The sequence below is a fragment of the Inquilinus sp. OTU3971 genome (assembly GCF_038440215.1).
In genome coordinates this window covers 1-239 of record NZ_JASATH010000479.1, presented here as the reverse complement: position 1 = coordinate 239, position 239 = coordinate 1, and the positions used below count along the sequence as shown (strand labels likewise).

Annotated in this window: 1 protein-coding gene; it reads left to right on the top strand. The window is 70.3% G+C overall.

Annotation, left to right across the window (positions count from 1 at the left end; translation table 11 throughout):
* The coding region (locus tag AAHM41_RS40500; RefSeq protein WP_446719533.1) for a calcium-binding protein at positions 1-239 on the top strand (239 nt) is incomplete at both ends.

Genomic DNA, 239 nt, shown 5'->3' with positions numbered 1-239 from the left:
GCCGACACGCTCGGCGGCGGCGACGGCAACGACACCCTCTATGGCGAGGACGGCAACGACACGCTCCGCGGCGGCGCCGGCACGGACTACATGTACGGCCAGGCTGGCGACGACCGGATCGAGACCGGCGGGGGCGGCGGCGACTACGGCTATGGTGGCGACGGCGCCGACATGCTGATCGGGTCGGCCGATGCCGAGTATCTTTACGGCGATGCCGGCAACGACCAGATCTACGGCCT